This window comes from Hymenobacter artigasi, assembly GCF_012275535.1.
GTDB classification, from domain to species: domain Bacteria; phylum Bacteroidota; class Bacteroidia; order Cytophagales; family Hymenobacteraceae; genus Hymenobacter; species Hymenobacter artigasi.
In genome coordinates this window covers 14,700-40,269 of record NZ_JAAVTK010000020.1, presented here as the reverse complement: position 1 = coordinate 40,269, position 25,570 = coordinate 14,700, and the positions used below count along the sequence as shown (strand labels likewise).

Annotated in this window: 25 protein-coding genes and 1 pseudogene; 16 read left to right on the top strand and 10 right to left on the bottom strand. The window is 59.1% G+C overall.

The genetic code is table 11. The features are described 5' to 3' along the window. Positions 1–111 precede the first annotated feature (111 nt). From HBN54_RS21090 to lysS, 3 genes are all read left to right on the top strand, one after another. Positions 112–2,280 (top strand): carboxy terminal-processing peptidase, encoded by a 2,169-nt coding sequence (locus HBN54_RS21090; RefSeq protein ID WP_168675220.1) that lies wholly within the window; start codon positions 112–114, stop codon positions 2,278–2,280. 243 nt (positions 2,281–2,523) lie between these two features. Then, positions 2,524–3,612, top strand: a complete 1,089-nt coding sequence (locus HBN54_RS21085; RefSeq protein WP_235955645.1) for a hypothetical protein — start codon at positions 2,524–2,526, stop codon at positions 3,610–3,612. Between the two features lie 245 nt (positions 3,613–3,857). Beyond that, positions 3,858–5,408, top strand: coding sequence for a lysine--tRNA ligase (lysS, locus tag HBN54_RS21080; protein ID WP_168675219.1), 1,551 nt, complete (start codon positions 3,858–3,860; stop codon positions 5,406–5,408). 375 nt (positions 5,409–5,783) lie between these two features. Here lysS and HBN54_RS21075 read toward each other — a convergent pair whose 3' ends face one another. Beyond that, positions 5,784–6,146 (bottom strand): YtxH domain-containing protein, encoded by a 363-nt coding sequence (locus HBN54_RS21075; RefSeq protein ID WP_168675218.1) that lies wholly within the window; start codon positions 6,144–6,146, stop codon positions 5,784–5,786. 124 nt (positions 6,147–6,270) lie between these two features. Next, positions 6,271–6,708 (bottom strand): YtxH domain-containing protein, encoded by a 438-nt coding sequence (locus HBN54_RS24080; RefSeq protein WP_168675217.1) that lies wholly within the window; start codon positions 6,706–6,708, stop codon positions 6,271–6,273. A 249-nt stretch (positions 6,709–6,957) separates the two neighbouring features. On the opposite strand from HBN54_RS24080, the gene HBN54_RS21065 reads away from it, so the two are divergent. The 7 genes from HBN54_RS21065 (at position 6,958) to HBN54_RS21035 (ending at position 11,231) form a co-directional block, all read left to right on the top strand. Beyond that, positions 6,958–7,209: a Kazal-type serine protease inhibitor domain-containing protein gene (locus tag HBN54_RS21065; RefSeq protein WP_168675216.1), complete on the top strand. Its 252-nt coding sequence runs from the start codon at positions 6,958–6,960 to the stop codon at positions 7,207–7,209. A gap of 12 nt (positions 7,210–7,221) precedes the next feature. Further along, positions 7,222–8,160, top strand: a complete 939-nt coding sequence (locus HBN54_RS21060; RefSeq protein ID WP_168675215.1) for a GNAT family N-acetyltransferase — start codon at positions 7,222–7,224, stop codon at positions 8,158–8,160. A gap of 203 nt (positions 8,161–8,363) precedes the next feature. Continuing rightward, positions 8,364–8,732: a cupin domain-containing protein gene (locus HBN54_RS21055; protein WP_168675214.1), complete on the top strand. Its 369-nt coding sequence runs from the start codon at positions 8,364–8,366 to the stop codon at positions 8,730–8,732. Between the two features lie 31 nt (positions 8,733–8,763). Beyond that, on the top strand, positions 8,764–9,621 hold the full coding sequence (locus HBN54_RS21050) for a dienelactone hydrolase family protein (protein WP_168675213.1): 858 nt from the start codon (positions 8,764–8,766) through the stop codon (positions 9,619–9,621). Positions 9,622–9,674: 53 nt separating this feature from the next. Next, positions 9,675–9,977, top strand: a complete 303-nt coding sequence (locus tag HBN54_RS21045) for a hypothetical protein (protein ID WP_168675212.1) — start codon at positions 9,675–9,677, stop codon at positions 9,975–9,977. A 253-nt stretch (positions 9,978–10,230) separates the two neighbouring features. Then, the gene (locus tag HBN54_RS21040; protein ID WP_168675211.1) at positions 10,231–10,632 is read left to right on the top strand and encodes a hypothetical protein; all 402 of its coding nucleotides are present in this window, start codon (positions 10,231–10,233) and stop codon (positions 10,630–10,632) included. 113 nt (positions 10,633–10,745) lie between these two features. Further along, positions 10,746–11,231 carry a DUF4890 domain-containing protein gene (locus HBN54_RS21035; protein ID WP_168675210.1) on the top strand — a complete coding sequence of 162 codons (486 nt, stop codon included), beginning with the start codon at positions 10,746–10,748 and terminating at the stop codon, positions 11,229–11,231. A 171-nt stretch (positions 11,232–11,402) separates the two neighbouring features. Here HBN54_RS21035 and HBN54_RS21030 read toward each other — a convergent pair whose 3' ends face one another. Beyond that, a complete protein-coding gene (locus tag HBN54_RS21030; RefSeq protein WP_168675209.1) occupies positions 11,403–11,672 on the bottom strand; it encodes a hypothetical protein in 270 nt (89 codons plus the stop codon). 579 nt (positions 11,673–12,251) lie between these two features. Here HBN54_RS21030 and HBN54_RS21025 point away from each other — a divergent pair. The 6 genes and pseudogenes from HBN54_RS21025 to HBN54_RS21005 all read left to right on the top strand — a co-directional run bounded on the left by HBN54_RS21025 (position 12,252) and on the right by HBN54_RS21005 (position 17,308). After that, positions 12,252–12,626: a hypothetical protein gene (locus tag HBN54_RS21025; protein ID WP_210428138.1), complete on the top strand. Its 375-nt coding sequence runs from the start codon at positions 12,252–12,254 to the stop codon at positions 12,624–12,626. A 55-nt stretch (positions 12,627–12,681) separates the two neighbouring features. Then, complete coding sequence (locus tag HBN54_RS21020) at positions 12,682–14,496, top strand: ABC transporter ATP-binding protein (protein ID WP_168675208.1); 1,815 nt, start codon at positions 12,682–12,684, stop codon at positions 14,494–14,496. 71 nt (positions 14,497–14,567) lie between these two features. After that, complete coding sequence (locus HBN54_RS21015; protein WP_168675207.1) at positions 14,568–15,368, top strand: hypothetical protein; 801 nt, start codon at positions 14,568–14,570, stop codon at positions 15,366–15,368. A 5-nt stretch (positions 15,369–15,373) separates the two neighbouring features. Beyond that, positions 15,374–15,931 (top strand): 3'-5' exonuclease, encoded by a 558-nt coding sequence (locus tag HBN54_RS21010; protein ID WP_168675206.1) that lies wholly within the window; start codon positions 15,374–15,376, stop codon positions 15,929–15,931. A 12-nt stretch (positions 15,932–15,943) separates the two neighbouring features. Further along, positions 15,944–16,069: pseudogene (locus HBN54_RS24160) on the top strand (barstar family protein); the annotation flags it as partial. A gap of 225 nt (positions 16,070–16,294) precedes the next feature. Then, positions 16,295–17,308 carry an ABC transporter ATP-binding protein gene (locus HBN54_RS21005; RefSeq protein WP_235955644.1) on the top strand — a complete coding sequence of 338 codons (1,014 nt, stop codon included), beginning with the start codon at positions 16,295–16,297 and terminating at the stop codon, positions 17,306–17,308. Here the strand turns inward: HBN54_RS21005 and HBN54_RS21000 are convergent. The 7 genes from HBN54_RS21000 to HBN54_RS20970 all read right to left on the bottom strand — a co-directional run bounded on the left by HBN54_RS21000 (position 17,298) and on the right by HBN54_RS20970 (position 25,536). Continuing rightward, the gene (locus tag HBN54_RS21000; protein WP_168675204.1) at positions 17,298–18,335 is read right to left on the bottom strand and encodes a hypothetical protein; all 1,038 of its coding nucleotides are present in this window, start codon (positions 18,333–18,335) and stop codon (positions 17,298–17,300) included. The genes HBN54_RS21005 and HBN54_RS21000 overlap by 11 nt on opposite strands. Before the next feature lie 146 nt (positions 18,336–18,481). Beyond that, positions 18,482–19,237 (bottom strand): SDR family oxidoreductase, encoded by a 756-nt coding sequence (locus HBN54_RS20995; protein WP_168675203.1) that lies wholly within the window; start codon positions 19,235–19,237, stop codon positions 18,482–18,484. Between the two features lie 159 nt (positions 19,238–19,396). Further along, a complete protein-coding gene (locus HBN54_RS20990) occupies positions 19,397–20,473 on the bottom strand; it encodes a phosphotransferase family protein (protein WP_168675202.1) in 1,077 nt (358 codons plus the stop codon). A 211-nt stretch (positions 20,474–20,684) separates the two neighbouring features. Continuing rightward, complete coding sequence (locus HBN54_RS20985) at positions 20,685–21,917, bottom strand: acyl-CoA dehydrogenase family protein (protein ID WP_168675201.1); 1,233 nt, start codon at positions 21,915–21,917, stop codon at positions 20,685–20,687. Between the two features lie 83 nt (positions 21,918–22,000). Then, complete coding sequence (locus HBN54_RS20980) at positions 22,001–22,747, bottom strand: SDR family NAD(P)-dependent oxidoreductase (protein ID WP_168675200.1); 747 nt, start codon at positions 22,745–22,747, stop codon at positions 22,001–22,003. A 151-nt stretch (positions 22,748–22,898) separates the two neighbouring features. After that, positions 22,899–24,716, bottom strand: coding sequence for an acyl-CoA dehydrogenase (locus HBN54_RS20975; RefSeq protein ID WP_168675199.1), 1,818 nt, complete (start codon positions 24,714–24,716; stop codon positions 22,899–22,901). Between the two features lie 265 nt (positions 24,717–24,981). Next, positions 24,982–25,536: a Crp/Fnr family transcriptional regulator gene (locus tag HBN54_RS20970; protein ID WP_168675198.1), complete on the bottom strand. Its 555-nt coding sequence runs from the start codon at positions 25,534–25,536 to the stop codon at positions 24,982–24,984. Positions 25,537–25,570: the final 34 nt, after the last annotated feature.

Here is a 25,570-nt window from a genome sequence, read left to right as displayed (position 1 = left end):
ACCGGGCACTTATTCCCACCGCGCAGGCGTTTTTGCGGCAGCGGTTTGGTGCCCGCGTTGCCTGGCAATCTCCGTATATTTGATTTTCATCCTCGTTTTATTTTCTTGCCAATGTCTTTTCCTCGCTTGAAGGTCGGCCTGTATGCCTTTTTGGTGGCAGCCGTGTTTGTTCTGGCATCCTACCGGCTGTTCCGCCGGTCCGACTCGGCAGTACCGAGCAAGGACCAGGTGCTGATTGGCCTCATGCTGAGTGGCCTTTCGTCGCAGCATTATCAGCCCGAAAAAGTTGACGACAACTTCTCGAAACGGGTTTTCGACCTGTACCTCAAGCACCTGGACTACCGCAAGCAGTTTCTGCTCGCGACCGATATTGAGCAGCTGCGCCCCTACCAAACCCGGATTGATGACGAAGTAAAAAGCGGCACCCATGAGTTTCTCGACCTCAGTACCAAGCTGATGACTGAGCGCACCAAGGAAATGCAGGGCCTGTACCGCGACATTCTGGCCAAGCCGTTTGACTTTACGACGGATGAAACCTTCCAGACCGATTTCGAGAAAGCCGCCTTTCCCGCCGACAAAGCGGCCCAGCGCGAGCTGTGGCGCAAGCTGCTGAAGTACGAAACCCTGAGCCGGGTTTCGGAAATGATGGAAGCCCAGGACAAGGCCAAGGAGGCCAAGCCCAGCGCTGCTACTGCCGCCCCCGCTGCCGCAAATGCCTCAGCCCCCACCGCTGCCGAGCCCGTGCGCACGCCCGTCCAAATGGAAGCTGAAGCCCGCAAGCGCGTGCTGAAGTACTACGACGACCAGTTCGAGGAAATCAACGACACCGATGCCAATGAGCGCCTGGCGACCTATGCCAATACCATTGCCAATACCTACGACCCGCACACCGAATACTTCGCCCCTAAAGCCAAGGAGGATTTCGACTACGAAATGACCGGCCGCTTTGAAGGCATCGGCGCTACGCTGCGCGAGAAGGACGGCCTGATTTACATTGAGGAAATTATTCCCGGCTCGGCTTCGGCCCGGCAGGGCGACTTGAAAAAGGGCGATGCTATTCTGCGCGTGGCCCAGGGCGCGGCCGAGCCGGTGAGCATCGAGGGCTGGCACACGGCGAAAGCGGTGACCCTGATTCGGGGCAAAAAAGGCTCGGAAGTGCGCATGACGGTGAAAAAGCCGGATGGCAGCACCAAGATTATCCCAATTATCCGCGACGTAGTGGTGGTGGATGAAAAGTACGCGCAGTCTTCTATCATCACTGAGAGGGGCCAGAAAATTGGCTACCTGCGCCTGCCCGGCTTCTATGCTGATTTCAACGACAACGGCGGCCGGAGCTCGTCGGATGACGTGAAGAAAGAGCTGGCCAAACTCAACGCCGAAGGCGTGAAAGGCATCGTGATGGACCTGCGCTTCAACGGCGGCGGCTCGCTGAGTGACGCTGTTTCGATGGCCGGCCTGTTTATGCCCAGCGGCCCCATGGTGCAGGTACGCGACGGCCAGGGCCACACCCAGGTGCTGACCGATAATGACCCCCGCGTGCAGTACAGCGGCCCGCTGGTGCTGCTGGTGAACAAGTACAGCGCCTCGGCCTCCGAGATTCTGGCCGCCGCCATCCAGGACTACCACCGGGGCGTGATTATGGGCTCGACCAGCACGTATGGCAAGGGAACGGTGCAGCGCATCTTCGACCTCGATGAAGCCCTGCCTTCGGAGCTGAACAGCGTGAAGCCGATTGGCTCGCTCAAACTCACCACCCAGAAATTCTACCGCGTAAACGGCGGCTCGACCCAGTTCAAAGGCGTGGCCTCCGATATTGTGGTGCCGGACCTGTACTCCTACCTCGATGAGGGCGAAAAAGAGTCGGACTACCCGCTGAAGTGGGATGAGATTCAGCCCGCCCGCTACCGCACCTGGGATGCCCCGCCTGCCCTCGATAAGCTCCGCGCCAGCAGCAAGGCCCGCGTGGCGACCAACTCCAGCTTTAAGGTGATGGACGAGATGGTGAAGAGCATGCGTAAGCGCAAGGACGAAACCACGGTTTCGCTCAAGCTAAGCACCTACCGCGCCGAGCAGCAGGAATCGAAAGCCATTTCGGACCGCTACGAGGCTGCCCAAAAGACCAACACTGCCCTGGCCTTCTCGCCCCTGGCCGCCGACGTGCGCGCCGTGGGTGGCGACACGGTGAAGGTGAACCGGGCCGCCCGCTTCACCAAGAGCCTGAAGAAGGACATCACTATCGGCGAAGCTGTGGCGGTGATTCAGGACGAAATAAATCACTGATTTTCGCGGATTAACCGTGATTTCGCTGATTGAGAATGCCCCGGCTCTGGTTGAGTCGGGGCATTTTTTATGGCTTTCGCAGTCTTTCAACTCATTAGCAAATCGCCTTTCAGTTACTAATGCCAACAATCGTCAAGGCAACAACATAACTGTTTGATTAACAATACTTATTTAGTTAGTAAAATTTGTCAAAAAAATTAGCAATCAGGCAACTAAAAACCTGCCCTCTGCTGTTTACTTAGCATGACGACTCAAGAGGAAACCCGCATTATCCCGCTCAACCCGCCGGTAGCCGCTATCGCCGATGAGCAACAGCAGAAGCTAGCTGACGAAACCTGGCGCAAGTCTATTCCGGCGCAGGTTTTCCTCAACTATTTCTTCGCTATCAACTATCACATTCAGGAAAACGATGATGCCCTCGGCGGCTTGCAGAACCTACCGTTTTTCCGCAGCCACCAGGCTGAGCTGACCGACGCCGACGTGGCCGCGCTCACCAAGATGCTGCACACCAGCTGGAGCACCGAGTACGCCCTGCGGGCCACGGCCGAGCTGGGCGACGAGAACTTCCTGCGCAATGCCCTGCACTGGACGTTTCCGCAGGCTTACCACGCCATCTGGTCGGGGCTGCAGGCCTTTCTGTACACTACCGGCGTGCGCTCGAACAATGGCCAGTTGATGCGCCGCGAGGTGGGCCGGCTGGTGGTGAAGAATGCTTACCCGCGCCCGGTGTCGTTCTATGCGGCCGGGGCTTATGGCGATTTCAGCATTCACCGCCTGCCGCTGGCCGGCTACAAGGCCGGGCTGCACATTGCCAGCAAGGAGATTGACGCACAGGCGCAGGTAGGCCAGTTCCTGCGCACCACCCGCAAGATGCAGGCGCAGTGGACCCGTGCCCAGGTGCAGACCAATCCCAACACGGCCATCCGCAGCCAGAAAACCGGCCGCCCGCTGGATAAATGGACGGCCGCGCACTGGCAGCAGATTACCTGGCGGCTGGGCTACACCACCATCTTCGACCTGCTGGGCCGCCTGCGCATTTCGCAAACCAGCCGCGAGATTGAGCGCTACGTGGAGGCCGACATTGATTTCCGCCTCTTCCACGCCTCGCTGCTCAACATTGTGAGCTACCTCAACGGCGTGCACGAAACCTACGTGGCCAAGGCCCTGGGCCTGGAGCGCTACCGCCAGCTGGTGGCCGAGCTGCCGTTGCATCTGCAGGCTGGCTTCGTGCAGGAGCGGCTGCGCACCCGCGTAGAGCCGGTGCTGGCCCCTACCCCGCCGAGCGCCCCGGCGCTGGCTACAGAGGCCCCGCACTACCGCATGGCCGCTTAGTGTATCAACCACGGATTGGTTGCGCCATCCCTTGTTTCGCCCGGAATTTTCGGATTCCACAGATTTTGTGAACGGAAAGCCGCTCCGGTTTCGGAGCGGCTTTTTCGTGCCGTACTTTTGTGGTTCACTTTTTACTTACCGCGTCTGAGCACTTGGCTTCTAGGTGTTCCGATTGGCTCGCCTGAATCGTCCACAAAATCCGTGGAATTCGAAAAATCCGAGTGAATCCGTGGTTCAGATAATTTATGCAACACCTTAGCGAACAAGAAATCCTGCGCCGTCAGAAACTCGAAGAGCTGGAAAAGCTGGGCATTGAAGCATACCCATCGGCCCTGGTGGACGTGACGTTTTACGCCAAGGAAATCCACGACAACTATCACGTTGAGCTGAATAATTTTCAGGACGTGACGCTGGCCGGGCGTCTGATGTCGTCGCGGGTGATGGGCAAGGCCTCGTTCGCCGAGCTGATGGACACCACGGGCCGCATTCAGCTCTACATCAACCGGGACGAAATCTGCCCCGGCGAAGACAAGACGCTGTACAACGTGGTGTTCAAGAAGCTGCTCGATTTGGGCGACTTCATCAGTGTGAAAGGCCACGTATTTAAAACGCAGGTGGGCGAAACTTCCGTGCACGTCACGGAGCTGAAACTGCTTTCGAAAGCCCTGCGCCCGCTGCCCGTGGTGAAAACCCAGAAGGACGAGGCCACCGGCGAAATCGTGACCTACGACGCCTTTACCGACCCCGAGCAGCGCTACCGCCAGCGCTACGTGGACCTGGCCGTGAACCCTGCCGTGCGCGACACCTTCATCAAGCGCACCCAGCTGGTGCAGTCGATGCGCAATTTCCTGAACGACAAGGGCTACCTGGAAGTGGAAACCCCGATTCTGCAGCCGCTGTACGGCGGTGCGGCGGCTCGCCCTTTCACCACGCACCACAACACGCTGGACATGACGCTGTACCTGCGCATTGCCAACGAGCTGTACCTCAAGCGCCTGATTGTGGGCGGTTTCGATGGCGTGTACGAGTTCAGCAAGGACTTCCGCAACGAAGGCATGTCGCGCTTCCACAACCCCGAGTTCACCCAGATGGAGCTGTACGTGGCCTACAAGGACTACGCCTGGATGATGGACCTGGTGGAAGAAATGGTGGAGCGCGTGGCCATGGCCCTGCACGGCAAAACCGAAGTGCAGGTGGGCCCGAACGTCATCAATTTCCAGCGGCCCTGGCAGCGCTACACCATGTTCGAGGCCATTGAGAAGTACACCGGCAAAGCCATTGGCGAGATGGACGAAGCCGCCCTGCGCGCCACCGCCCAGGAGCTGAACGTGCACGTAGACCCCAGCATGGGCAAGTCCAAGCTCATCGACGAGATTTTTGGCGAGCATGTCGAGCCCAAGCTCATCCAGCCCACCTTCATCACCGATTACCCGGTGGAAATGTCGCCGCTGGCCAAGAAGCACCGCGACCGTCCGGGCCTGGTAGAGCGTTTCGAGGCCGTGTGCAACGGCAAGGAAATCTGCAACGCCTTCTCCGAGCTTAATGACCCAATCGACCAGCGCCAGCGCTTCGAAGACCAGCTGGAGTTGGGCAAGCGCGGCGACACCGAAGCCATGGTGCTCGACGAGGATTTCCTGCGCGCCCTGGAATACGGCATGCCGCCTACGGCCGGCCTGGGCATCGGCATCGACCGCCTGAGCATGATTATGACCAACTCCCCGTCGATTCAGGACGTGCTGTTTTTCCCGCAGATGAAGCCGGAGAACGTGCAGAAAGAGAAGCACGAGGAGAAGTAAGCCCGTCTGTCATCCTGAGCGGAGCGAAGGACCTTATCACGTCAGAATGATTTGTTCTAATGTGATAATGTCCTTCGCTCCGCTTAGGATAACAGGACAGCCCTAAAATCGGAAAAGCCCCACACGAAATATCGTGCGGGGCTTTTCTTTTACAATCTCCCTACCCTTCAAACCGCTTTTCTTGGCAGAAGCTTGCGATGGGATGTCTGATTTTGCTACCGAGTTGTTTAACCAATGTCGGTAGAAGCTCCTACGTCCGGCAATTTTGCTGGCAATATTTTCGGCCTTCTTTCAAGGCGATTGTAAGGGGTTTTACGAAGTGATATGGCCTTAGGTTACAATGACAGAGAAAAAAATTTCTCTATCGCTACGCCCTTAAGCGTTGGGCCGGTGGCGGGTATCATCGCCGAAGCCGTCGTAATCGGGGTTGTCCTCGTTGTGGGTGTGGGCCGTGGAAGGCGTACCGGTTCCCAGACCTTGCAGGAGGCGGTCGGCGGCCTGTTTGTCTTCGCTCACGGCACCGTCAGGGGTCGGGTGGTCGGAAGGGGCCTGGCCCTGTGCTTTGGCCAGGGTGTCCTTTACCAGCTTGCTGAGGTCGCCGCCAAACTTGGTGGCCGACTTGCGCAGGTTGGAGCGGGCATCGTCGCCGGTTTCGGGGGCCAGCAGCAGGCCGGCCACGATGCCGGCGGTAGCCCCGGCGATGAGCGAGAAAATGACTTTGCCTTTGTCGTCTTTCATGGGTTTGCAGGAAAATGGAGAAATCTGATTATTTACTAACGGGAAAGCAGCCCGGCTGGTTGGGCCACAAAAAAGCTCCGCACCTTGCGGCGCGGAGCTTTAAATAATCGGGCTGGAAGCCGGATTACATGTCGTTCAGCATTTTGGTGATTTCGGCTTTTCCTTTGCCGAGCTTGTCCTGCAGTTTGCCCACCAGCTCGTCGCCTTTGCCTTCGGCGTAGGTCAGGTCCTCGTCGGTCAGCTGCGCGTACTGCTGCTTCAGCTTGCCTTTGACGTCGTCCCAGTTGCCTTTCATTTTCAGGCTGCTGCCGGGCAGGGTTACGCCCATGTCCTCCAGCTTGCCGGCGTATTCTTTGAATTTATTTTCGAGGTCGGAACCCAGCTTGGTAGCTTGCTCGCCGAGCTGGCCGCTGTACTTGGTGGCAGCGCCTTTCCAGTTTTCGCGGGTGGCCGAACCTTTATCGGGAGCCAGCAGCATACCGGCAATAATGCCAGCGCCGGCACCGGCGAGAGCAGCTAAAAGGATTTTACCGGCGTTGTTGTCTTCTTCTTGGTACGACATGGTGTAGGGTAATGAAGGGTGAATGAGGGTTAAAGTTCGTTTAGAGCAGCGCGGGGCCGAATTCAAAACTACGCGTTTTGTTTGCGGCGGCGTTTGGTTCTGGCTGACTATACGAAAGGCTCCGCCCGGGGTTGAGCTTACGGGCAAATTTTCCGTGGCGACATCCGGATTCCTCAATATCCAGGTTTACGGCCGGGCCAAATCCCGGGCGGGCAGTGTAGCTTCGCCCCTCTCCTACTTTCTGGCACCATGAAAAAGCATTGGATTTGGGGTGTGGTCCTGCTGCTGGGTGCGGCTTCGTGCCAGCGCCACGCCGTGCCCACGGCCACGGCCGCCGCCTGCATCGATTCGAGCAAAATCGACCCGCAGGGCATCTGCCCTATGAACTACGACCCCGTGTGCGGCTGCGACGGCAAGACCTACACCAACCGCTGCGTGGCCACCAACGCGGGCGTGCGCACCACCACGCCCGGCCCCTGTGCCACGGCTCCGGCTAAATAATCCTTCGTGTTGATGTCTGCCAAAGCCCGCTACCACGACTTCTGCCGCACCGCCCCCGATGTGCCGGTGTTTGGCCAGCCGTGGTACCTGGACGCCTGCGCCGAAGGCGGCACCTGGGACGTGGTGCTGGCCGAGGAAAAAGGCCGCGTGGTGGCCGCGCTGCCGTATTTCTGCAAGCAGAAAGGCCCGTTCCGGTACGTCACCATGCCGCCCTTTGTGAAATGGCTGGGGCCATATGTACTGCCCGAGTTCCGGGGCCGGCTGCCCCAAGAGCATGAGCTGCTGAAGCGGCTGCTGGCACAGCTGCCCGAGTTTGCGGCCTTCAAGCAGAACTTTTATCCTACTGCCACCAACTGGCTGCCGTTTTACTGGGAGCAATACCGCCAGACGACATTTTACACCTACCGCCTGCACCAGCTGCGCAATTTGCAAGGGGTAGAAGCCGGCCTGGGCACCGGCATCCGGCGCGACATCCGACTGGCGCGCCAAAAAATGCGCGTGGTGCATGACCTGCCGCTCGAGGAATTCTACCGCGTGAACATGCTCAGCTTTACCCGGCAGGGCCTGCCCGCGCCGTATTCGGCCGCGCAGTTCCGGCGGTTCGATGCGGCGCTGGCGGCGGCGGGCTCCCGGCAGCTGTTTTTTGCCGTGGATGAGCAGGACCGGGTGCATTCGGTGGCGTATTTGATTTGGGATGCTACCACGGCATATTTCCTGCTGGCCGGCGACGACCCGGCGTTGCGGGCCAGCGGCGCGGGCGTGCTGCTGGCCTGGGAGTGCATCCGCTACGCCAGTGAGGTTTTGAACCTGGATTGCTTTGATTTCGAGGGCAGCATGCTGCCGGGCGTGGAGCGGATTCGCGTGCGCTTCGGGGCGGTGCAAACGCCGTATTTCTTTGTCTGGAAATACAATTCGCGGCTTTTTGAGTTGCTGGAGAAGCTGAAGCCGTAGAAGTTTGCATCTGCATAATAAATACAGGTTGGTCATGCAGTCTTTTTAACGTTTGTCATCCTGAGCGGAGCGAAGGACCTTCTAGCGGCTGAGCAATGACTAATCAGAGCGAAAAGGTCCTTCGCTCCGCTCAGGATGACAAACGCCGATAACAAACCAGCTTCTTTAGTTAACCTCTTTTCTTCTCTTCATTCTCCCCAACAATGTCCGAAAAACGCTATATCCTCAACCCCGCTCCTTTTGTAGTGCCCACCACCGACGGCAAGCTCATTGAAGAGCATGTGGGCGGGGCCAGCACCGGCACTTCGGCCTACAGCCTGGCCCACATGGTAGCCCCGCCCCACTGGAGCGAACCCCACCAGACGCCCACGTTCGATGAAATCACGATTGTGGTGCGCGGCCGCAAGCAGTTCGAAATCGATGGCGATATCGTGGAGCTACAAGCCGGCCAGGCCCTGCTGATAAAGGGCGGCGCCCGGGTGCGCTATTCCAACCCCTTCGATGCGGAATGCGAGTACTGGTCCATTTGTGTGCCGGCGTTTAGCCCCGATACCGTGCATCGGGAAGAATAATCCGGCTTCCAAACCCCTTATATTTAGCCTCATGGACCAGCGCATCATCAATCTTTTCGACGAGTATACCCACGTCCCGCTCACCCGCAAGGAATTTATGGACCGGCTGATAAAGCTGGCCGGGGGCACGGCGCTGGCCCTCACGGCGCTCTCGGTGCTGGAGCCGGGCTATGCGGCGGCCGCCACCATTGCGCCCGGGGCCGATGATTTGGAAGCCGAGGAAGTGGCCTGGATTGGCGATGGCAGCCCCGTGCGCGGCTACCTGGTGCACCCCAAGGGCCGGCAGAAGCGCGGCGCGGTGGTCGTCATCCACGAAAACCGGGGGCTGACGCCGCACATTAAGGACGTGACGCGGCGCGTGGCCCAGGCCGGCTACCTGGCGCTGGGCGTGGATGCGCTATCGGTAGTGGGCGGTACGCCGGCCGACGAGGACAAGGGCCGCGAGCTCATCGGCCAGCTCGACCCGGTGAAAAACCTCAATAACTACCTCAAGGCGCTGGAATACCTGCGCGCCCGGCCCGACTGCAACGGCCGCACCGGCGCGGTGGGCTTTTGCTGGGGCGGCGGCCTGGCCAATCAGCTGGCCGTGCACGACCCCAAGCTGAACGCCGCTGTGGCCTACTACGGCCAGCAGCCCAAGCCCGAGGACGTGCCCTCAATAAAAGCGGCCCTGATGCTGCACTACGGCGGCCTCGACCAGCGCATCAACGCTGGCATTCCGGCCTACGAAGCAGCCCTGAAAGCGGCTGGCACCAAGTATGAGCTCTACGTGTATGAGGGTATGAACCACGCCTTCAACAACGACACTTCGCCCGCCCGCTACAACGCCGAGGCGGCCAAGCTGGCCTGGGACCGCACGCTGCGGTTATTCAAGGAAAAAGTGGGGTAGCCGGGCAACGGCGTAGCAATTTGCGGCATCTTTGTGGTGTCCATCCGCTATCCATGTCGCTCAGGAAACTACCCATTCTGCTGCTATTGCTGCTGTTGCGCACCGGCGGGGCGCGGGCTCAAAGCCAGTCTTCGCCCCCGCCCGACCCTGACTATGAGCAGGTGAGCGTGCCGGTACCCCGCGCCGTGTCGCTGATTGCGGATGCGGCCAGCATATTGTTTTCGCGCAACGAGGACGAGAACAAGGTAAAGGCGCTGGTGGAACGCCGCCGCGAGCGGTCGCAAAAAGGCGACCAGAGCCTTCGTTTCACGATTCCGAAGAATAAGCTGACCCGCACGCTGGGGCTGGTGGAGTAGATAAACGGTCGTTCCGAGGCGGGAGAAATGACAATTTCGACCTGTTCAAATGGTATTTAAGTCCGGGAAGTGGACGGTCTGGTCGGGGTTTCCGGCCCGTCCGTCCACCTTTTTATTTCCGGGCGGGATGTGGCCGGTGGTTTGCAAATACCCTGGCAGGATGAGTCGATTCTCACATTCAGGAGCCCGCTGCCTGCAGCAGCCGAACCCAGCGCTTCCCCACCATTTCTCCCTTGCATTTCCTTCAGAAACCATGAAAGCTTCCTTGTTCTCCATTATCGCCGCCGTTGCCCTCTTCACCTCAACGGCATCTTTTGCCGCTGCCGGCCCATTCGACCACCGCTACGACGACCGCAACAGCCGGGATTTCAACTACGGCTACGACCGCAACCACCGCGTAACCGACTATGAGCGCGCCCGTTGGGAAGCGGCTCACCGCGACAACAAAGGTGACCGCCGCGACGCCAAAAACGATATCCGCGAGGCTAAGGCTGATTTGCGCGAGGCCAAAGGCGACCTCCGCGACGCCCGCCACGATGCCAAGGACGACCGCAACGACAAAAACTTCAACTACGGCTACGACCGCAACCACCGCGTATCGCCTCAGGAGCGCGCCCGCTGGGAAGCCGCCCACCGCTACGACGGCCGCCGCTAAACTTTAGCCAGTAACTGCCGTCTAAAAAGTCCCGTTCGGCCCTTGGGAACGGGACTTTCCGCGCCAACTCTTTGCCACCACCCATTTTTTTCTAATTTTCCCCAACCCAATCCATGAAAAAGTTTCTGTTTCCCCTGCTGGCTGCTTTCGCCCTCACCGTTGGCACTGCTGCCGCCCAAACCACCACCCCCAACGATGCCGGCGCCATGCAGGGCCGGGGCCGCCAGCAAGGCTCGCCTGATGAAATGGCCAAGCGCCAGGCCGACCGGATGACCAAAGAGCTCGGCCTCAATACTGACCAGACGGCCAAGGTGCAGCAGATTATGCTGGCCCGCGACCAGGAAATGCAGGCCATGCGCGGCCAGGGTCGCGACGCCGGCAACCGCGACCAGATGCGCGAGCAAATGCAGGCCGGCCGCGCCAAGTATGACGCCCAGTTTAAGGGAGTACTGACCGCCGACCAGTACAACAAGTACACCACCATGCAGGCTGACCGCAAGAACCGCGGCGGCGGCCCCGAAATGGGCGGCCCGGATATGAAGAAAATGAAAGCCAAGTCGACCGACGGTGACAAAATCAAAGTAAAAACCGATAAATAAAGCGGCTTCGGCAGCTGAAAACACAACGCCCCGGCCAGCTGGCCGGGGCGTTGTTGCGTTTTGGTGCATTGCGTCCCGTGGGGCGTCCGGGGCCGGAGTCCTGAAAAGCAAAAGGCTACTCCTGATGCAGGAGTAGCCTTTTCATTATTCGTTTTTGGGGAAGCTCCAGCGCTACAGCGTGCGGTGAGCCCGGCCGCCCCGGGCCACGCGCGGTGCCGAGCTATGCCGCTTGGCCGCCTTGGAGCGGTGCTTGAACAGGCCAAAGAAGCCTCTTTTTTGGTTGCTGTGGCCGCGATAGTAGCGGTACACCGGCACGTAGTTGCCAGCAGTGGGCTTGCGCCGATGAATGGGTCGCGACGTGGCTGCCGTGGCCGGCGCGGCGTAAGATTCGGAGGCCAAAAAGCCCAACATGCAGAAAAATAACAGGGCGGTACGCAGCATAAAAAAGGTGGTAATGGTGGTACGTGCACATGGCGTTTTGCGCCAGCGGTAGCTGCTTGCTACTGAAACAGTAACTCCGAAAACGGAAGAATTATTGCCTGCGTTGTCCTTTTTATCGACTATCACTTTCTTCTAATCGACGAAACAGGTGTCTGAACAGTTGAGAATGAGCAGTTAATAGCTCATGTTATTTTTCTCCACTTTCAGCAACAATCAGCAGATTATGTGCTAATTAATAATTTTATCCATCTTTAATTAGCACTCATTTAATTATTTATTGAATGTTCAACATTTCGTATTTCGCAGTAATTACCCTTTTACTGGTCCTGCTGGCCCTGCTGGCGCGAGTTTAGCGCAGCGTAACTCGTGCCGATTATGGTGGGGAGGCTGCGCCTCCCTTGCCGCGCCAGCGGCAAGGGAGGTTTGGGAAAAGTTGCGCTGGCATAAACCATGCTGTTAAGCAGCACATGCCTTACCCGATAGTGGGCACGAGTTACGCTGCGCTAAACTCGCGCCAGGAACAGGTACCCCGAAAACCCCTAAATTCGTTTCAATTGAAATGTAATCAAACTAAAATTGATGATGACTTGGGAGTCTATAACTATCGAAAAGCTGTATGATGAAATTCTGCGCTCAGAAGAAGAAATGCACGGCGAAATCTTACGGCTTTGGGAATTGATTCAAATATTTCCTGAGAAGTGGACGCAGGAAGAATATGGTAAAGAAGGTGGTGGATTTTGGGTAGTAGCCGTTTGCGGCAGGCATATCATTTGGTACAATGATATTGAAGATGGCTTCAACATTTCGCCTTACAGGCGCTATGGCGAGTTCGAAGAATACTGGTGCAATCAGGATTATTTGTATCGGGCTGTAGAGCGAATGCTTTCAATTATAAAATTCGGCGGGAAATTAGGTGGAGGCTTTGGTCCACCTCAACCCATTGGCGAAGCGTAAAATAACCCCGCCCCCACCCCACTCGTCTAACCGGCTTCACCCAGCCCCCGATTAGATGAGCCTCTGGCAGATTATCCAACGCCTGCTGCCCTTTGTGCGGCCCTACCGCCGCCTCGTCATTGCCACGCTGCTGCTCACGCTGGTGGGCTCGCTGGCCGCGCAGGTCAACCCCTTCGTGCTGCGCTACACCGTGGACACCGTGCAGGGCATGCTGGACCGCGGCGAGGGCCTGGCCCAGGGCTGGACGCTGCTGGCCTGGGTGAGCGGGCTGCTGCTGAGCAAGGAAATCATCAACACCTTCATCCAGTTCGGGCAGAAGTATTTCGGCGAGAAAATCCGCATCCACATTTCCGGCGTGCTGGCCCAGACGGCCGTGAGCAAGATTCTCAGCTACCAGCTCGGCTTTTTCTCCGACGACGGCAACCAGACCGGCAAGCTCCAGACCCGCATCGACCGGGGCGTGGAGAGCCTCATGAAGCTGGTGCAAAATTTCTTCATCGACATCATGCCGCTCTTCGCCAATGCCATTGTGGCGCTGGTGGTCATTTTCCTGAACAACAAGTGGGTGGGGCTGGTGGCGCTGGCCGTGTTGCCGGTGTATTTCTGGCTCAGCTACGCGCAGGCCGCCAAATTGCAGGGTGTGCGGCGCGGCCTCCAGCGCCTGCGCGAGGAGAAAAACCACGGCCTCATCAGCATTATCGACAGCATTGTGGTCATCAAAAGCTTCGTGCGCGAGCCCTACGAGGGCACGAAACAAGCAGCAGTGCAAAGCCGCCTCGAAGCCGCCCAGCTCCTAACCCGCAAAACCAACTTCCGCTTCGACGGCCTCAAAACCTTCGTCGAGCAGATTGGCGTGGTGGCCATCATCGTGCTCACGGCCTACCTCGTGCTCGGCCGCCAGATTTCCATCGGGGCCATCATGTTCCACATTTTGCTGTTCAACAACGTGTCGGCGCCCATCCGGCAGCTCCACCGCATCTACGACGAGATGAACGAGGCCCTGACATACTCTGAAGGCTTCTTCGCCATCCTCGACGCCGACGACCAGCGCGAACGCCCCGGCCCACTGGCCCCCGACGCCGACCTGCGCGGCCAGTTCGAGCTGCGCAATGTCAACTTCACCTACCCCAGCGGCACGGCCGCCCTGCACGACGTGAGCCTCCGCATCGAGGCCGGCAAAACCACCGCGCTGGTGGGCCTCAGCGGCGCGGGCAAAAGCACCATCATCAACCTGCTCTGCCAGTTCTACCGCCCCGACAGCGGCGAAATCCTGCTCGACGGCTACCCGCTGGCCGAGTACGATACCTTCGCCCTGCGCCAGGAAATCGGCCTGGTGCTCCAGAAAAACCACATTTTCAAGGGCACCATCGAAGAAAATATCCGTTACGGCGACTTCCACGCCACCCAGGCCGACATCGAAGCCGCCGCCCGCCAGGCCTACCTGCACGACCAGATTCTGGACCTACCGCGCCAGTACGAATCCGATGCCCAGCAGCTCAGCGGCGGCCAGCAGCAGCGCATCGCCATCGCCCGGCTCTTCCTCAAAAACCCGCCCATCATCTTCCTCGACGAGCCCACCGCCAGCCTCGACGCCATCGCCACCGAGCAAATCAAAAACTCGCTCGACGCCATCAAGCAGGGCCGCACGGTGGTTATCATCTCCCATAGCCTCGCCCAAATCGTGGATTCGGACTGCATCTACGTTATGAAAAAAGGCCACATGGTAGAACGCGGCACCCACGACGAACTCTACGATATGAAAGGCACCTACCGCGAGATTTTCGACGCCTCAGCGAGAAGCTTAAATATCGAGAAGCTGGCGAAGAGTATGGCCGATGATGGGGACGAGGTGCTGGATACGGCTTCGTAGAGTAGATTCACATTCTGTAAACCTCGAATGCACACCCAGATGTGATTCATTACAACTTAACAAGCAAAACGATGAACAAGAAAGGTTATTTATGGCTCGGAACCGTCTCTTTGTTGGCTCTGGTCTTTCTGTTTGAATACCTTAAAACAGTTTACAAAGTTGGTCTTGCAAATACATCAATAAATGTAGTCTTTAACATACTGCTTGCAATATTGACTGGTCTGATTGTTGGAATTTACTTTGACCTTTCATCTAGGTCGGAGATAGCAGATAATATGCTTAAGCACTTTGAGATGTCCAAAGAAGTGCTTGGCGCAGGCATTATGAAATACTATCAAAATTTTTCCGATTTTGATTTACGAAAATCAGTAAGCAACTCAACTGATATAATAATTTATTTGACCTATGGACAAACTACATTCAGTAACATAAGAGACTCCCTTGACATAGTTGCCAAGAAGAAATCAACAATCAAAATCTTCATGTACCACGAAGACAATGAGTTTATCAATGGCCTCGGCAAACATTGGGGAGCAAATGACCCGAATTACAATGTTATGCGTATCAAACAAAGAGTCCTGGAGTCGCAGCAAACCATGATTTCGTATTTCGACGAGCTAAAAAAAAAGAAGCTATTGAAAGCTAAAGTTCAGATATTTCTAATGAAGAAACATCCTGTATTTTACTCTTTTTACAAGCTAGATAACCATATATTATTCTGCCCATCAAAAATATCTACTAACAAGTCAGTAAAGCCAATGGCATTATACGTCCGCGACAACGGTAACAGCGGATGCATCTTTAGCAAGTGTATGGATGAAATACGTGGGGTAATGGAAGAGACAAGCTCTTACGAGTTGCGAAACTTTTAAAAAGAATGAAAAACACTTCACCTAAAATATGTTTCATTGATTTTGAAACTACTGGCATTGATGTATACAGCGATGAGCCAATAGAAATTGGTGCAATCATTGTAAATAATGAATCTGTTGTTGAGAATAAGTTTCATTCCAGATTTCAACTTTCAAAAGGAAAAAACATAAGCAATGAATCATTTAGCATTCATGGTATTTCGGACAGAGACTTATTAGAAAGCCCCTCAAGAAGAGACGTTATTCAGCGTTTTTTCAGCACTATGGGCCACGATTTTTGTTTCGCATCTTGGAATATCAGTTTCGATGTGGGCTTTTTCAAAAAAGTATGTCATGAAAATGACATGATGGATAAATTCAATAAAGTCAATTACAGACATATTGATGTGCAAACAATATCACAAGTAGCTAACAGGCTGGGGAAATTTGATAGTCAGATAAATTCATTATCCGACTGTATTAATTATTTTGGACTAGAAAGGTCGGCTCATCACAATGCGTATCAAGACGCCGAATTATGTTTTGCAGTTTACAAAAAGCTGTTGGTATTAATCAGCCGGTAGTATATCTACCCCATGACCATCGACCTCATAGACATCGACACCAAAGCCGCTTTTCACATGCTGATGAAACGCGAGCTGGGCTTTCCCAACTGGTACGGCGTGAGCTGGGACGCCTTTTGGGATGCCATCATCGCCGTGGTCGAAATGCCGGACTGCTTGGCTGTTGCAGCACTGGCAAGCCTTCGCCCAGGCTTGCCCCCACGACATGGCCATCCTGTGCGACATCATTGCCAACTATCCCCACGAAAAGCCCGGCAAGCAGCTACTGCTATCTTCGTAAGCCACCGTCACACCAGTCGGCACGCGTCACAGACGCGCGCCAGCAGTAGACGATGCGAACCCAAGCCCGTTCTTTGCGGCCGCATGGACATTCTCACTGTAACCAACCTCAGCCTCACCGAAAACGGCTTTACCGCGCTCAAGCCCATTAGCTTCAGACAAAAGCCTGGGCAAAAGCTGGCGCTGGCCGGTGAGAGCGGAGCCGGCAAAAGCACGCTGCTGCAACTGGTGGCCGGCCTTATTCAGCCTACTACTGGCACGGTGCAGGCCAACGGCAGCCGTGTGCGCGGGCCGCAGGACGTACTGGTGCCCGGCCACCCCGGCGTGGCCTACCTCTCCCAAAAGTCCGATTTGCCGCAGTTTCTGCGCGTGGAACAGGTATTACGCTACGCCAATAAGCGCCCCGAATCCGAAGCCCAGGCGGTGTACGAGCTGTGCCGCATTGCCCACCTGATGACGCGCCGCACCGACCAGCTTTCCGGCGGCGAGCAGCAGCGCGTGGCCCTGGCGCGGCTGCTGTTAGGTGCGCCGCGCCTGCTGCTGCTCGACGAGCCGTTCTCGAACCTTGACCGGACGCACAAGCGCCTTTTGCAGGGCATCATTGATGAATTGGGCACGCGGCTGGGCATTACCTGCCTGCTGGTATCGCACGACGCGGCCGACGTGCTGGGCTGGGCCGATGAGATTCTGGTGCTGCACCGGGGCCGGCTGGTGCAGCAGGGCACCCCCGGACAACTCTACCACCAGCCGGTAGACGAGGCCACGGCGGCCCTGTTTGGCGACTATAACCTGGTGCGCGGCGCGGCCCGGCGGGCGCTGCTGCCGGGGCGGCGCATCAAAAAAGACACGGCCCTGCTGGTGCGACCCGAGCAGCTACAGCTGCGGCCGGTGGGCAGCGGCGGGGCCCGGGGCACGGTGCAGGCCGTGCGGTTTTTGGGCAGCTACTCGGAAGTGGAATTAACTATTGCAGACCAGCTTGTGCGCGTACGCGTGGCCGCGACTACCCTGCAGCCACGCGATGAAACCAGCGTTGCGATAATGGCGGAGGCGGGCTGGAATATCCCGCTAACCCCGCCCGGCGCGCAGGTCACGATTTGAGCTTGACTTTACCAGGCGCAGCTTTTCCCGATTTCAACGGCTGGTCGGCAAACGCTCCGGGGCGGGCGGCCTGTACTTGCTCGGCGGCTACGCGCTGCAGGAAAACGGCCTCGGCCGGGCTGATGCCAAGCGCCACGGCCGCCTGCTCGGCGGCGCCGAGGGCGCGGGGGTCGCGGCCGGTGATTTCGCCAAACAGTACGCAGGCCGTGAGGTAGGCGCCCCAGTTGCTGGGGTGGTAGTGGTCTTCGGCCCAGAGGTCGATTTTGCCGGGCTCGGGGGCGTAGGGGTTGCGCTGGGCCAGGCCGGTTTGCACGGCGCGCAGCCAGGCATCGCCGGCCGGCGCGATGCTTTTGAAGCCCGGGTTTTGCGCCAGCAAGCCGTAGTAGGCCGCGTGCAGCTCGCGGGCCATCGAGTCGATGGGCAGGCCGGCGAAGGGCGTGCCGGCTGGGTAGCAAAGGTCGGCGCGGGGCCAGGTCTGGAACAGGAATACGCTGGCGGCGGGGTTGGCGGCGTGCACGGCCTGCTCCAGCCGGGTAGCGTAGTCGCGGAACAGCTCGGGGTGGCCGCCGTGGCGCGGGGGCAGGGCCCACTGGCTGTGCTCCTGCAGCACCACAGTGTTCCAGCGCGGCTGCTGAATGATGGGGAGGGCGTGCTCGTAGTGGTATTGCAGCGGCCGGGCGTTAATTTCCTCGAAGTGCACTTCGTATTTCAGGCCTGCTTCTTCGGTGAATTTCTGGAAGATGCCGGGAATACCGCCCCATACCACGGGCTCGCCGGTGGTGGTTTCACAACGGGGGTGGGTAGCGGGCAGGCCGTAGTTCTCGTCGGTTACGTGGGCGGCGTTGTAAGCCAGTACGGGTTGGTATTTGCCGTGAAAAAAGCTATTACCAACGAATAGAATGGTATTGACGGGTGCCGGTGCGGCCGGAGTGCGAACGGGCCGCCCTTGCGCCCCGGCGGGGGCTGGCGTACATGGGAGCAAGCCCACCACGGCCACTACCAGCAGTTTACGTAGCGTTTGATTCACAGAGATAGAAGTAAGTAGCAAAGACAAAATGCGGCGGTTTGCTCCGAAAGGCCAGTCACCGTACTTTCCTGGTGGGTCAGGAATTTGGGCATGCAAGAAACGGATTTTTCAGCAAACCGCCGCAATTGTTTAATTAAATCATTGTATTACAATAGCTTTTGTACCCAACGCAGCGGCAGCCATTTCATGGCACGGGCCATCAGGGCCCAGGGCCAGCCGGGCACGAAGGCCTGCACCGGCTCGCGCTCAATGGCTTTCACGAGGGCCCGGCAGCCGGTTTCGGTATCCACCATGTAGGGCGTACTCTTCACTTTGGCATTGATTTCGGAGCGGATATAGCCGGGGTACATAATGCTGACTTTAATAGGCGAGTTCAGCAAATCGGCCCGAATTCCCTCGGTGAGGGCCGAGAGGCCGGCCTTGGTGGCGGCGTAGGTCGTTTGGGCGCGGGGCATGCCGCGCATGGCAGCCACCGACGAAATAGTGACCAAATGGCCCGCGTTCTGGGCCCGAAAAATCTCCAGCGCCGCTTCGCACTGCGCCAACGCGGCCACGAAGTTGGTCTGGGCCGTTTGCAGGTTGGCGTGGAAGTAGCCGGTGCCCAGCGAGGCGCCCTTGCCCATGCCAGCATTCACAATGATGCGGTCGATGGTGCCCAGGTCGGTCTGGAAAGCACGGAAGACTTCGAAAACCTGGTCGTGGTTGTTCACATCGAGGGCACGCACGAAGATTTTGATGGTGGGGTGAGCGGTTTCCAGCTCGGCTTTGAGGGCGTCGAGGCGGTCGGTACGGCGGGCGCAGAGGGCGAGGTTGCGGCCCATGCGGGCGTATTCGCGGGCCATGCCTTCGCCCAGGCCCGAGCTGGCTCCGGTGATGAGGATGTTGTGGCGGGTGGTGGTCATGTTTTAGGGTGGGAATGAGGATATGAATTGAACGTCATGTCGAGCGCAGCCGAGACATCTCGCGTGTGATAGTAATCCAATCGTTGCCACGTCATTGATTTGTGGGAGCACGCAAGATGTCTCGGCTGCGCTCGACATGACGCCCTTTTGGTATCGTTATCAACTCCCACGCATGGCCCGCCGGCAGCGCCAGTGCAGGTAATGCACGAAAATCCAAAAGTTCTTGAACGCCGGATTGCGGGTCTGCTTGTGGTGGTAGCGGTAATAAATCTGCTGGGCGATGGCTGAAAGCCGGAATAGGCCATACACCTCGTAAAACGCCCATTTTTCGGGCTGGAAGCCGGTTTTTTCGCAGTAGTAGGCCACCACTTCTTTGCGGGTGAGCATGCCCGGGAGGTGGGTGGGCTGGCGGCGGGTGGCCTGGGCCAGGAAGTCGTCGTCGGCCTGCACCCAGTAGGCCAGCAGGTTGCCCAGGTCCATGAGCGGGTCGCCGAGGGTGGCCAGCTCCCAATCCAGAATGCCCAGAATACGCGTGGGGTCGTCGGCGTCGAGCACCACGTTATCGAACCGAAAATCATTGTGCGTGATGCAGATGCGTTCCTGCTGCGGCTGGTGCGCCTCCAGCCACTGCATGATGCGGCGGCCGCTGGGCACGTTCCAGGTGCGGGCCTGGGTGTAGCGTTTGCTCCAGCCCGAAATCTGGCGCTGGGTATAGCCGGTGCCGCTGCTCAGGCCCGCGAGGCCGGCTGCCTGGTAGTCGACCTGATGCAACTCAATCAGCGCATCGAGCACGTTCAGACAGAGTTGGTGTACGGTGGCGGGCGGCAGTTCCAGCCCCCGTGGCAGGTTCTTGCGCGGGATGATGCCGGCCACGCGCTCCATCACGTAGAAATCGACCCCGATAACGCTGGTGTCCTCGCAGTAGGCTACCATCTCGGGCACGTAGTGAAACACCGGTTTCAGAGCCTTTTGCACGCGGTATTCGCGGCCCATGTCGTGGGCCGATTTGGCCTTGGTTCCGGCTGGTGGGCGACGTAGGATGAGGTCAGCGTTGTCGTATTCGAGGCGATAGGTCCAGTTCGATGCCCCGCCGGCGTACTGCGTCACGCGCGGCAGCCCACGCAGGTCGGGGCGCTGCTGCTTCAGCCAGCCATCGACGGCGGTAGCGTCCAGCTCCTCGCCGGGGCGTAGCGGGCCGGCGGTGTCGAGGAGGCGGGCGGCGGGATTAGGAGTCATAAAGTCAGGAAAAGATGGAACGTCAAACTCCCCTCCTTACCAAGGAGGGGATGTTTCAGCGCAGCGGAAACGGGGGTGGTTGTGGGCGTTGAACGGTTAGGGTTGGGTTTGTTCTGGTGTTGTTCGGGTGTCGTTCAACGAGTTCAACCACCCCAGCTGGCGCTTCGCGCCAGCGTCCCCTCCTCATCTGAGGAGGGGAGTTTCGTTTCACTCACTCCCGCTTCGCCTTATACTTCGCCAGCTCCACTCGCGCCACCATGGCGCGGTGCACCTCATCGGGCCCATCGGCCAGGCGCAGGGCGCGGGCCACGGTGAAGAGGGCCGTGAGCGGCACGTCGTGCGACACGCCCGCGCCACCGTGAATTTGAATGGCCTCGTCCACCACGCGCTGAAGCACGTTGGGGCCCACTACTTTAATGGCCGAAATCTCGCTCATGGCCGCTTTCACTCCCTGGGTGTCAATTTTCCAGGCGGCGTACAGCGTGAGCAGGCGGGCCTGGTCGATGGCCATGCGCAGGTCGGCCACGCGCTCCAGGTTGCCGCCCAGGTGCAGCAGCGGCTTACCGAAAGCGGTGCGCGCGAGGCCACGGGTTATCAGCAATTCCAGCGCCCGCTCGGCGGCCCCGATGCAGCGCATGCAGTGGTGAATGCGGCCCGGCCCAAGGCGGCCCTGCGCGATGGCAAAGCCCTCGCCCAGGCCGCGCAGCAGGTTGGCGCGGGGCACGCGCACGTTCTCAAACCACACTTCACCGTGGCCATAGGGCGGGTCGTAGTCGCTAAAGGCGGGCAGCATGCGCCGGATGTTCACGCCGGGCGTATCGAGCGGCACCAGCACCATGCTGTGGCGGGCGTGGGGCGCAGCTTCGGGGTTTGAGAGGCCCATGAAAATGGCCAGCTTCGCATTGGGGTGTCCCAGGCCGGTGGCCCACCACTTGCGGCCGTTGAGCACCAGTTCGTCGTTGTCCTCCACAATAGTGGCCTGCATGTTGGTGGCATCGGAGGAGGCTACGTCGGGCTCGGTCATGCAGAAAACGGAGCGAATTTCGCCGGCCAGCAGCGGCGCGAGCCACTCCGCTTTTTGCGCCTCGCTGCCGAAGTAGTGCAGCACTTCCATGTTACCGGTGTCGGGCGCGTTGCAGTTGAACACGGTGGGCGCGAGGAAGCTGCGGCCGGTTTCCTCGGCAATGGGCGCGTATTCGAGGGTACTGAGGCCGGCACCGTGGGTAGCATCAGGCAGAAATAAATTCCAGAGGCCGGCGGCTTTGGCTTTCGCTTTCAGCTCTTCGATGATGGGCAGCACGCGCCAGCTTTGCCAGTCGGCGCCAGGGTTGGCGGCCAGATTTTCGCGGTGGTAGTCGTCTTCAATGGGCGTGATGTGCGCGGCCATAAAGGCCTGCACGCGGGCAAGGTAGTCCTGGGTTTTAGGGCTGGGAGTGAAATCCATATTGAATGCGAAGTAGCGCGGACTTTTAGTCCGCGAGTGGGCTGGATTAGTGCGTGAGTCGCGAATTGAACTTCCGCGCTACATCACGAAATGATGCCGCTGTCAATCACCAGCTGGGTGCCATTGGTGTAGCTCGAATCATCCGAAGCAAGGTAAATAAAGGCCTTGGCTACTTCCTCAGCCCGCCCGAGGCGCCTCATGGGGCTGGCCGAAATCATCTGCTGACGCTGGTCGGGGTGAACATCCTGAATGAGCGGCGTATCGATGTAGTACGGACAGAGCGCATTCACGCGCACGTTGTGCCGGGCGAACTCCTGGGCCGCTACGCGGGTGAGGCCCAGCACGCCGTGCTTGGATGCTACGTAGGCGCTCAGGCCCGCCGCGCCCTTCAGGCCAGCCAGGGAAGACATGTTCACAATCACGCCCCCACCCTGCTGCATGAACTGGGCCAGCTCGTACTTCATGCAGGTGAACACGCCGGTCAGGTTTACGTCGATGATGCGCTGAAACGACTCTTCGCTGGTTTCGAGGAAGCTAAAGAAGCCTTCGCCAATGCCCGCGTTGTTCAACGCCACATCGAGCCGGCCGAACTGCGCCACCGTAGCGGCAATGGCCTGCTGGATATTGGTCGAATCGGTCACGTCGAGCGGAATAAAAACGGCTTCGGCCCTGGTGGACTTCACCTCGGCCAGCGCGGCGGCGTGGTCGGAGCCGGGCAGGTCGGCGATGACGACTTTCGCGCCTTCTTCAGCGGCGGCCACGGCGGCGGCGCGGCCCAGGCCCGAGGCTCCGCCGGTAATGAAGACGACTTTGTTTTGGAGTTTTTTCATGTGCTGACGGGTCACCTCCCCCCCCGGCCCCCTCTCCTTGGGGAGAGGGGGAGCTGAGGCGGCGCGATGGAAAACAGAAGAAAGGAGTGCCTACGAAAACCGTTAGCCTCCCCCTCTCCCCAAGGAGAGGGGGCCGGGGGGTGAGGTGACGCTAAAACCACGCTTCCTGCATGGCCACCGTCACGGCATTGGCCGATTGCAGGCGCTTGGCCAGACCAGGGGCGCGCACCAGCTCGTATTCGTAGAAATACTGCGCGGCCATGAGCTTGCCGTGGTAGAAATTCTGGTCGTCGGGGTGGGCGGCGGGCAGGGCGGCCTGGGCCACGCGGGCCTGCCGCAGCCACTGCCAGGCCACTACCACCAGCCCGGCCAGCTCCAGGTAAAGCGTGGCATCGGCCAGGAATAGCTCGTGGTCCCTGGCTGCCACGCCCAGCAGATGGCCGGTTACTTGCTGCAAAATGCCCACGTTTTTGGTGAGCTGAGCGGCCAGCGGAGCCAACTCGGACACGACAGCGGCGGAGGCAATGGTGGCCTGAATTTCTTCCAGCAGCAGGCCCACGGCCTTGCCGCCGTGCTGGGTGATTTTCCGGCCCAACAAATCAAGGCCCTGAATGCCGGTGGTGCCCTCGTGGATGGGGTGAATGCGCGACTCGCGCCAGAACTGCTCCACCGGAAAATCGGTGGTGTAGCCCGCCCCGCCGTGCACCTGGATGGCGGCGCTGGTGCTCAGCACGCCCATTTCCGAGGGGTAGGTTTTGGCGATGGGCATCAGCAAATCGAGCAGCAGCTCGGCGCGCTCTTTTTCCGCGCCCTCCCCTACCCGGGCCACATCCATGTAGTAGCTGCACTGTAATAGAAGCCCCAAGGCGCCTTCCATGGTGGCTTTTTGAAAGAGCAGCATGCGCTTTACATCGGCATGCCGGATGATGGGCACCTGCGGCTGGGTCACGTCGCGGTTGGCAATGGGGCGGCCCTGGGGCCGGGCACGGGCATATTCGAGGGCGGCGTAGTACGCGGCCGTGCCGATGGCCGCCGCGCTCACGCCCACGGCCAGCCGGGCCTCGTTCATCATCTGAAACATGTAGCTGAGGCCCTTATTGGGCTCGCCCACGAGGTAGCCGCGCGTGTCCCCGTCGCCGCCAATCATGAGGTGGGCAATGGGGGCACCCTTGCAGCCCAGCTTATGGTAAATGCCGGCCGTCACCACGTCGTTCGAAATTAATTCCTCCGGCTGCGTGGCCTCGTTGGGCAGCCCTTCGGCCACGCGCTGGCGCGGCACGGCAAACAGCGAAATGCCCTTGGCCCCCGCTGGTCCGCCTTTAATCTTGGCCAGCATGAGATGCACCACGTTGTCACAGGCATCGTGGTCGCCGGAGGAAATATAGATTTTCTGCCCCCGAATCCGGTAGTAGCCATCCTCCGTGGGTTCGGCCGAGGTGCTGATGTCGGAGAGGGAGCTGCCGGCGTCGGGCTCGGTAAGGGCCATGGTACCTTGCCAGCGGCCGGCGTACATGTGCGGCGTGAAAGCAGCCGTGAGCTCCGGCGCGGCGAAACTGCGCAGCAAATTGGCCGCGCCCAGCGTGAGGAAGGGCGGCACGCTGGCCGAGTAGTTGGTTGCCTGCATGGCAAACACCGCCGCGTTGTACACGGTACCAGGCAGCTGCTGGCCGCCTTCTTCATAGGAGAACAGCGCGTTTATCCAGCCATCCTGGCCGAAGCGGTGCACAATGTCCTTCACGCCAGGGTGCACGCGAATAGTGCCATCCACCAGCTGCGGCTCCTGGCGGTCGAGCTCGGTGAGCAGGGGCTTCAGGAGCTGGTCGGCAAACTGGCCGGCGGTGTCGAGCACGAGGTCGATGGAGCCGCGGTCGTGGTCTTTAAAATAGGGGAAGCGGTTGAGTCGTTCAACCTGCAATACTTCGTGAAGCTGAAACGCGAGGTCGCGGCGGGAATAGGCTTGCTTGGCCATTAGGACTAGGGGTTGGGTGGGAAGGGAGCGCGGGTAAAAGTACCGGCTTGCTTCGCGGGCCCCAATGACCTAGGTTAAGAAATGCGCAATCCCCATGTTGCCGCTGGCGCGCGTCTGCGACGCGTGCCGACTGGGTGCGAGCCTGCGGCTCGGGTACAGAGCCCGCATAACAGCGCAATTGCGAGTCGTTCGCAACGTGAGTCACAGGCGCGAGCCAGCCGGCACGCGTCGCAGACGCGCGCCAACCAATACCAGCAAGTTACCCTCACAGCTGTGCCCGCATGCGGCTCAGGCTCTCCGGCTTCACCCCCAGATAGGTGGCAATGTGCCGCTGGGGCACCTGCTGAATCAGCTCAGGATTCTGGCGCATCAGGGCGAGGTAGCGGGTGCGCAGGTCGTCCATCTGGAAGGCCCGGAGGCGCTCGGTGAGGCCACACACCAGGTTTTCATTGATGCGGCGACCCAGGCGCTCGATGGGCGGCACCCGGCGGAACAGGCGATTGAGGTCGGGAATGAGGATTTCATGGGCCTGCACGTCGGTCAGGCATTCGAAATACAGCTCGGTGGGCACCTGGGCCACAATGCTCAGGGTATCGAAACAGAAGGAATCGACCCCATAGAAGGCACTGGTGATGTCCTCGCCGCGCACAAGGCGGTAGGCGCGGGCCAGGCCGGTTTCGATGAAGTAGAGCCGGTCGGGCGGCGGGCCGGGGTGGAACAGCTCGGTGCCTTTGCGGAAAGTGCAGGGCTGGATAAGCGCCATGGTTTGTTCCAGCTCGGCATCGGTGAGGTGGGCGTGCTGGTGCAGGTAGGCGCGCATAAGCAGAGGAAACGGACGGAATACGCGAAAAAAC